The organism is Shigella sp. FC1661 (genome assembly GCF_001712525.1).
Taxonomy (GTDB): Bacteria; Pseudomonadota; Gammaproteobacteria; order Enterobacterales; family Enterobacteriaceae; genus Escherichia; species Escherichia coli.
The window spans coordinates 22,987-29,825 of record NZ_MDGW01000255.1 but is presented as its reverse complement, the minus strand read 5'-3'; the positions used below and the strand labels follow the sequence as shown (position 1 = coordinate 29,825).

Sequence of the window (6,839 nt, the reverse complement as noted above, 5' to 3'; positions counted from 1 at the left end):
CGAACAGTGGGGCTACGTCGGTGCTAAATCACGTCAGCGCTGGCTGTTTTACGCGTATGACAGGATACGGAGGAGGGTTGTGGCGCACGTCTTCGGTGAACGCACTCTGGCCACACTGGAGCGTCTTCTGAGCCTGCTGTCGGCCTTTGAGGTCGTGGTATGGATGACGGATGGCTGGCCGCTGTATGAATCACGCCTGAAGGGAAAGCTGCACGTTATCAGCAAGCGTTACACTCAGCGCATTGAGCGACATAATCTGAATCTGAGACAACATCTGGCAAGGCTGGGACGGAAGTCACTGTCGTTCTCAAAATCGGTGGAGCTGCATGACAAGGTCATCGGGCATTATCTGAACATAAAACACTATCAGTAAGTTGGAGTCATTACCCATGAGGTGTTACGTGGATATGTTGCTTATTACAAGTACTGCTAATATAAAAACTTGAGAAAGAGATAACGGGTTATATGGTGGTTTATCCCCGCTGGCGCGGGGAACTCTGTAAACATAACCTATTATTAATTAATGATTTTTTAAGCCAGTCACAATCTACCAACTTTACAGTATCACACAAACAACACATCCATTATGTTAAAGAGTACTTAATTCATTGATTAAAAAGGTAAATATTTAAAATAACTCTATACAAATTAAAATCTACCAAACTTTACCGCAATAATTTTCACTCCAGCGAAAAATTAATGCCACAGAATTTGTAGAGAATGCTAATGATTAGCCCTGGATGGGTAAAATGGAGGAGTTTTCAGAGGCGACAAACAATATAAATGAGTAGAAGTCTTTACAGGTTCCACCCATTTATAACGCTTATAAATGTTTAATCAGGCAATATTTAGATATTTATGTGTTTGCATCGACAAACGCCAATTACGCGCAATGCAGGTTTCAATGCACAAACGTGTGGCATCATCCTTTTGGCTAATCGGCTGCAGTGCAATGACTCGCGGTTTATCATCGGTCAGCGTTGCCAATAGTTCATCCAGTGCTTCAATATCGCGTACGCGCCCCACTGGATGCTTGATTTCGTTGGCTCGCTCCAGTGCCTGTGACAACACGTCATAGCCGCCGCGCATGTTCAGCTTTGGCGATACGGTAACCCAGGTATTCGGTGTGCAGCGTACTTCATGAGTTCCACTGGTTTCGATCTGGCAGCTAAAACCGTTCTTTTCGAGCAGGTCAGTCAGTGGCAGCAAATCATGAATGCAAGGCTCACCACCCGTAATCACCACATGCCGCGCGGTATATCCCTGCCGACCAATGACAGCCAGCAAATCTTCACTGCTCGCCGCCCCCCACTTATCACTCTCTTTGGTCTTCGCCAGAATGCTGAAAAGGGAGACTTCCCGATCCTCAAGCTTTTCCCAGGTGTGTTTGGTGTCGCACCAGGCACAGCCAACCGGGCATCCCTGTAAACGAATAAAAATGGCGGGGACGCCGGTAAAGTAACCCTCACCTTGCAGGGTCTGGAACATCTCGTTAATCGGGTACTGCATAGCATTCTCTGTGAAGTGGATAATTGTTAATTATTGCAGATCCTGCCGCAACAATCATGTCTTATTAACATTCTGTTACATGCAGATTTAAAGAAAAATGCGAAACATATCGTTAATAATTAAAGGGAGTAACGTATTATGTCAGAAGAAAATAAAGAAAATGGATTTAATCATGTCAAAACATTCACCAAAATTATATTTATTTTTTCTGTATTAGTTTTTAATGATAACGAGTCTAAAATTACCGATGCCGCCGTCAATTTATTTATCCAGATTTAATGAGAAATTTATAATGCGCTATTTCATACTAATGTTCACTTTCGTATGTTCCTTTGTTGCAGCCCAACCAACTATTGTCCCACAATTACAGTAACAAGTTACGGATCTTACGAGTAGCTTAAACTCACAAGAAAAGAAAGAACTGACGCACAAGTTAGAATCTATTTTCAATAATACCCAAGTGCAAATTGCTGTATTAATTGTTCCCACAACCAAAGACGAGACAATTGAACAATATGCTACAAGAGTTTTTGACAATTGGCGTTTAGGAGATGCCAAACGTAATGATGGGATACTGATCATTGTTGCCTGGTCAGATCGTACTGTCCGCATCCAGGTAGGTTATGGGCTGGAAGAAAAGGTAACCGATGCTCTGGCTGGAGATATCATCCGTAGCAACATGATACCCGCATTTAAACAACAAAAATTTGCTCAGGGATTAGAGCTAGCTATAAACGCTTTGAATAACCAACTCACTTCACAACACCAATATCCGACTAATCCTTCAGAAAGTGAATCAGCGTCTTCCAGTGATCATTATTACTTTGCTATTTTTTGGGTATTTGCAGTGATGTTCTTCCCTTTCTGGTTTTTTCATCAAGGCAGTAATTTTTGTCGCGCATGTAAAAGTGGAGTCTGTATTTCAGCAATCTATCTTTTAGATTTATTCCTGTTCTCCGATAAAATTTTTTCCATTGCTGTATTTTCCTTCTTTTTTACTTTCACCATATTTATGGTCTTTACCTGTTTATGTGTACTTCAGAAAAGAGCATCAGGTAAAAGTTATCATTCAGACAACAGCGGTTCCGGTGGAGGCTCAAGTGGCGGCGGATTTAGCGGCGGTGGCGGTTCTTCTGGAGGTGGCGGCGCATCCGGCCGCTGGTAACTCAACCATAAAAAATGCCATCCCGGAGGCTGGCATTTTTAAATCAGATAAAGTCAGTCTTATGCCTGGCCTTTGATCTCTTTACGACCGTTGTACGGTGCTTTTTCGCCCAGAGCTTCTTCGATACGAATCAGCTGGTTGTATTTAGCAACACGGTCAGAACGGCTCATAGAACCAGTTTTGATCTGGCCTGCAGCAGTACCAACAGCCAGGTCAGCGATGGTAGCGTCTTCAGTTTCGCCAGAACGGTGAGAGATAACTGCAGTGTAGCCAGCATCTTTCGCCATCTTGATTGCAGCCAGAGTTTCGGTCAGAGAACCGATCTGGTTGAATTTGATCAGGATGGAGTTAGCGATACCTTTTTCGATACCTTCTTTCAGGATCTTGGTGTTGGTTACGAACAGGTCGTCACCAACCAGCTGGATTTTGTCGCCCAGAACTTTGGTCTGGTATGCGAAACCGTCCCAGTCAGATTCGTCCAGACCGTCTTCGATAGAAACGATCGGGTACTGTTTGGTCAGTTCTTCCAGGAAGTGAGTGAATTCTTCAGAGGTGAACGCTTTGTTGCCTTCGCCAGCCAGAACGTATTTACCATCTTTGTAGAATTCAGAAGCTGCGCAGTCCATCGCCAGAGTGATGTCTTTGCCCAGTTCATAACCAGCAGCTTTAACAGCTTCAGCGATAACAGCCAGAGCTTCAGCGTTGGAACCCAGGTTCGGCGCATAGCCACCTTCGTCACCAACAGCAGTGTTCATGCCTTTCGCTTTCAGAACTTTTGCCAGGTGATGGAAAACTTCAGAACCCATGCGGATGGCTTCTTTCACAGTTTTCGCGCCAACCGGCTGAATCATGAATTCCTGGATATCAACGTTGTTGTCAGCGTGCTCACCACCGTTGATGATGTTCATCATCGGAACCGGCATAGAGTATTTGCCCGGAGTACCGTTCAGTTCAGCGATGTGCTCGTACAGCGGCATACCTTTAGCAGCTGCAGCAGCTTTGGCGTTAGCCAGAGATACAGCCAGGATTGCGTTCGCGCCGAATTTGGATTTGTTTTCGGTGCCGTCCAGGTCGATCATGATCTTGTCAATGCCAGCCTGATCTTTAGCATCTTTGCCAATCAGCGCCTGAGCGATCGGGCCGTTTACCGCAGCAACAGCTTTGGTTACGCCTTTACCCAGGAAACGGGATTTGTCGCCATCGCGCAGTTCCAGAGCTTCACGGGAACCAGTAGAAGCACCTGACGGAGCAGCTGCCATACCGACGAAACCACCCTCCAGATGTACTTCGGCTTCAACAGTCGGGTTACCACGGGAGTCGATGATTTCACGACCGATGATTTTTACGATTTTGGACATTAGGTTTTCCTCAAGTCACTAGTTAAACTGAAACTCCAGACAAACAACGCGTACCCAGGGTACGCGTTGCCGTTCTAACTTTTTTACTTACTTCGCCTGACGTTTCTGGAACTCGCTGGCGGCTTTCACAAAGCCTGCAAACAGCGGGTGACCATCACGTGGAGTAGAAGTAAACTCCGGATGGAACTGGCAAGCCACGAACCACGGGTGATTCGGAACTTCGATGATCTCGACCAACTGATCATCCCCGGAACGGCCCGCAACGCGCAGACCTGCATCTTCAATCTGTTTCAACAGCATGTTGTTGACTTCGTAACGGTGACGATGACGCTCAACAATTGTCGGCGCATTGTACAGCTGGCGAACCAGGCTATCGTCAACCAACTGGCACTGCTGTGCGCCGAGACGCATGGTACCGCCGAGATCGCTCTTCTCGCTACGAACTTCAACGTTGCCGTTTTCATCGCGCCACTCGGTAATCAGCGCCACAACCGGGTACTTACAGTCTGGCACAAATTCCGTAGAGTTGGCGTTCTCCATGTTGGCAACATGGCGAGCGTAATCAATTAACGCCACCTGCATACCCAGGCAAATGCCCAGATAAGGAATATTGTTCTCACGCGCAAAACGCGCGGTCGTAATCATGCCTTCTACGCCACGATAGCCGAAACCGCCAGGTACGAGGATTGCGTCCAGACCTTTAAGGATTTCAACGCCGCGCGTTTCAACATCTTGTGAATCGATCAGTTTGATGTTGACGCTGACACGATTCTTCAGCCCACCGTGTTTCAGTGCTTCGATCACTGATTTATAAGCATCCGGCAGTTCAATGTACTTGCCGACCATACCGATGGTGACTTCACTTACCGGGTTCGCTTCTTCGAAGATAACCTGTTCCCATTCGGACAGATTCGCTTCCGGGCAGTTTAAGCTGAATCGTTTACAAATATAATCGTCCAGCCCCTGAGATTTCAACAGGCCCGGAATTTTATAGATGGAATCGACGTCTTTCAGAGAAATAACCGCTTTTTCCGGAACATTACAGAACAATGCAATCTTCGCACGTTCGTTCGCCGGAACAGCGCGATCTGAACGACAAATCAGGATGTCAGGCTGGATACCGATGGAGAGCAGCTCTTTTACAGAGTGCTGAGTCGGTTTGGTTTTGACTTCACCAGACGCTGCCATGTACGGCACCAGCGTCAGGTGCATAAACAGAGTGTGCTCACGGCCAATTTCAACAGCCATCTGGCGAATCGCTTCGAGGAACGGCAAGGATTCGATATCACCTACTGTACCGCCGATTTCTACCAGTACTACGTCATGACCTTCGCCACCTTCCAGCACGCGCTCTTTGATTGCGTTAGTGATGTGCGGAATAACCTGCACGGTTGCGCCGAGGTAGTCACCGCGGCGTTCTTTACGCAGAACGTCAGAGTAGATACGACCCGTGGTGAAGTTGTTGCGGCGGCTCATTTTGGTACGAATGAAACGCTCGTAGTGCCCCAGGTCCAGGTCGGTTTCAGCGCCGTCTTCAGTAACGAACACTTCCCCGTGTTGGATTGGGCTCATAGTACCTGGATCGACGTTGATGTACGGATCCAGTTTCATGATGGTCACATTGAGGCCACGGGCTTCAAGAATGGCTGCGAGGGAGGCTGCGGCAATGCCTTTACCCAGAGAGGATACGACCCCGCCGGTCACAAAAATATAGTTCGTTGTCATGCTGAACCTGAGAAGTTAGGTTGAAAAGACGATGGAATAACCTGGACGGGAAAGCAGTATACCCGAACATGACCTGTGCCACAAACTTTCATTATCCCTCCTCTTCGCCAGCGCACTATTGAAATCAGGAGTGAGAAAATAGCCCCTTTGGGGTAAATGTTTTTGACGCAAATCAAGCGCTTGTCATTAAAAAAATGACACAAATGGCGCTTGACCGCGTAATTCCCTTAGAGATCAATTTCCTGCCGTTTTACCTGTTGCCAGACTTCTTCCATTGTTTCGAGGTCAACACCTGTCATTTCCAGTCCACGCGCGGCAACAATACGCTCCACTTCGCGAAAACGACGCTCGAATTTTTCGTTCGCTTTTTGCAATGCGATTTCTGCTTTCGTCCCTAAATGGCGAGCCAGATTAACCGTGGCAAACAGCAGGTCCCCCATTTCCTCCTCCAGTTTAGCCTGGTCGACAACAGCCTGCCGCGCCTCGTACATCACCTCGTCGATCTCTTCGTAGACTTTATCAACCACCGGGCCAAGCGTCGTCCAGTCGAAGCCAACGTTGGCGCAACGTTTCTGGATTTTTTGCGCCCGCATTAAAGCCGGTAAACTACGAGGAATATCGTCCAGCGCCGAATGCTGCGCTTTCTGCGCGCGCTCTTCGGTTTTGATTTGCTCCCAACGGGCAAGCACTTCACTACTGTTTTCGGCAGAACTATCAGCAAAAACATGCGGATGGCGACGCTCTAATTTATCGCTAATAGCAGCGCAAATATCATTAAAGTCAAAGCGCCCTTCTTCCTGAGCCATTTGCGCGTAAAACACCACCTGGAATAGCAGATCGCCCAGTTCACCGCGAAGATCGTCAAAATCTTCACGGGCGATGGCGTCCAGCACTTCGTAGGTTTCTTCAAGGGTGTAAGGCGCAATGGTGGCAAATGTCTGCTCTTTATCCCACGGGCAGCCGTTTTCCGGATCGCGCAGGCGCTGCATAATAGTGAGCAAACGATCGATTTGATTCATTGAATTGTCCTGAAAATTGCGGGTCTGTCAGGTGGAAACCTGTGACCAGAATAGAAGTGAGTT

At 47.4% G+C, this 6,839-nt stretch carries 5 protein-coding genes and 2 pseudogenes; 3 read left to right on the top strand and 4 right to left on the bottom strand.

Annotation, left to right across the window (positions count from 1 at the left end; genetic code table 11):
* Positions 1–373: pseudogene (locus BFF42_RS14970) on the top strand (IS1-like element IS1X2 family transposase); the annotation flags it as partial.
* A gap of 464 nt (positions 374–837) precedes the next feature.
* Here the strand turns inward: BFF42_RS14970 and queE are convergent.
* Positions 838–1,509 carry a 7-carboxy-7-deazaguanine synthase QueE gene (queE, locus tag BFF42_RS14965; RefSeq protein WP_001199970.1) on the bottom strand — a complete coding sequence of 224 codons (672 nt, stop codon included), beginning with the start codon at positions 1,507–1,509 and terminating at the stop codon, positions 838–840.
* A gap of 138 nt (positions 1,510–1,647) precedes the next feature.
* On the opposite strand from queE, the gene yqcG reads away from it, so the two are divergent.
* On the top strand, positions 1,648–1,788 hold the full coding sequence (gene yqcG, locus BFF42_RS14960) for a cell envelope stress response protein YqcG (protein WP_001288227.1): 141 nt from the start codon (positions 1,648–1,650) through the stop codon (positions 1,786–1,788).
* A 13-nt stretch (positions 1,789–1,801) separates the two neighbouring features.
* Positions 1,802–2,674 (top strand): annotated as a pseudogene (locus BFF42_RS14955) (TPM domain-containing protein).
* Between the two features lie 59 nt (positions 2,675–2,733).
* On the opposite strand, the gene eno reads toward BFF42_RS14955, so the two are convergent.
* The 3 genes from eno to mazG all read right to left on the bottom strand — a co-directional run bounded on the left by eno (position 2,734) and on the right by mazG (position 6,776).
* Positions 2,734–4,032: a phosphopyruvate hydratase gene (gene eno, locus BFF42_RS14950; RefSeq protein WP_000036723.1), complete on the bottom strand. Its 1,299-nt coding sequence runs from the start codon at positions 4,030–4,032 to the stop codon at positions 2,734–2,736.
* A gap of 87 nt (positions 4,033–4,119) precedes the next feature.
* On the bottom strand, positions 4,120–5,757 hold the full coding sequence (gene pyrG / locus BFF42_RS14945; RefSeq protein ID WP_000210878.1) for a glutamine hydrolyzing CTP synthase: 1,638 nt from the start codon (positions 5,755–5,757) through the stop codon (positions 4,120–4,122).
* Positions 5,758–5,984: 227 nt separating this feature from the next.
* Complete coding sequence (gene mazG, locus BFF42_RS14940; protein WP_001071648.1) at positions 5,985–6,776, bottom strand: nucleoside triphosphate pyrophosphohydrolase; 792 nt, start codon at positions 6,774–6,776, stop codon at positions 5,985–5,987.
* Between the last annotated feature and the right edge of the window lie 63 nt (positions 6,777–6,839).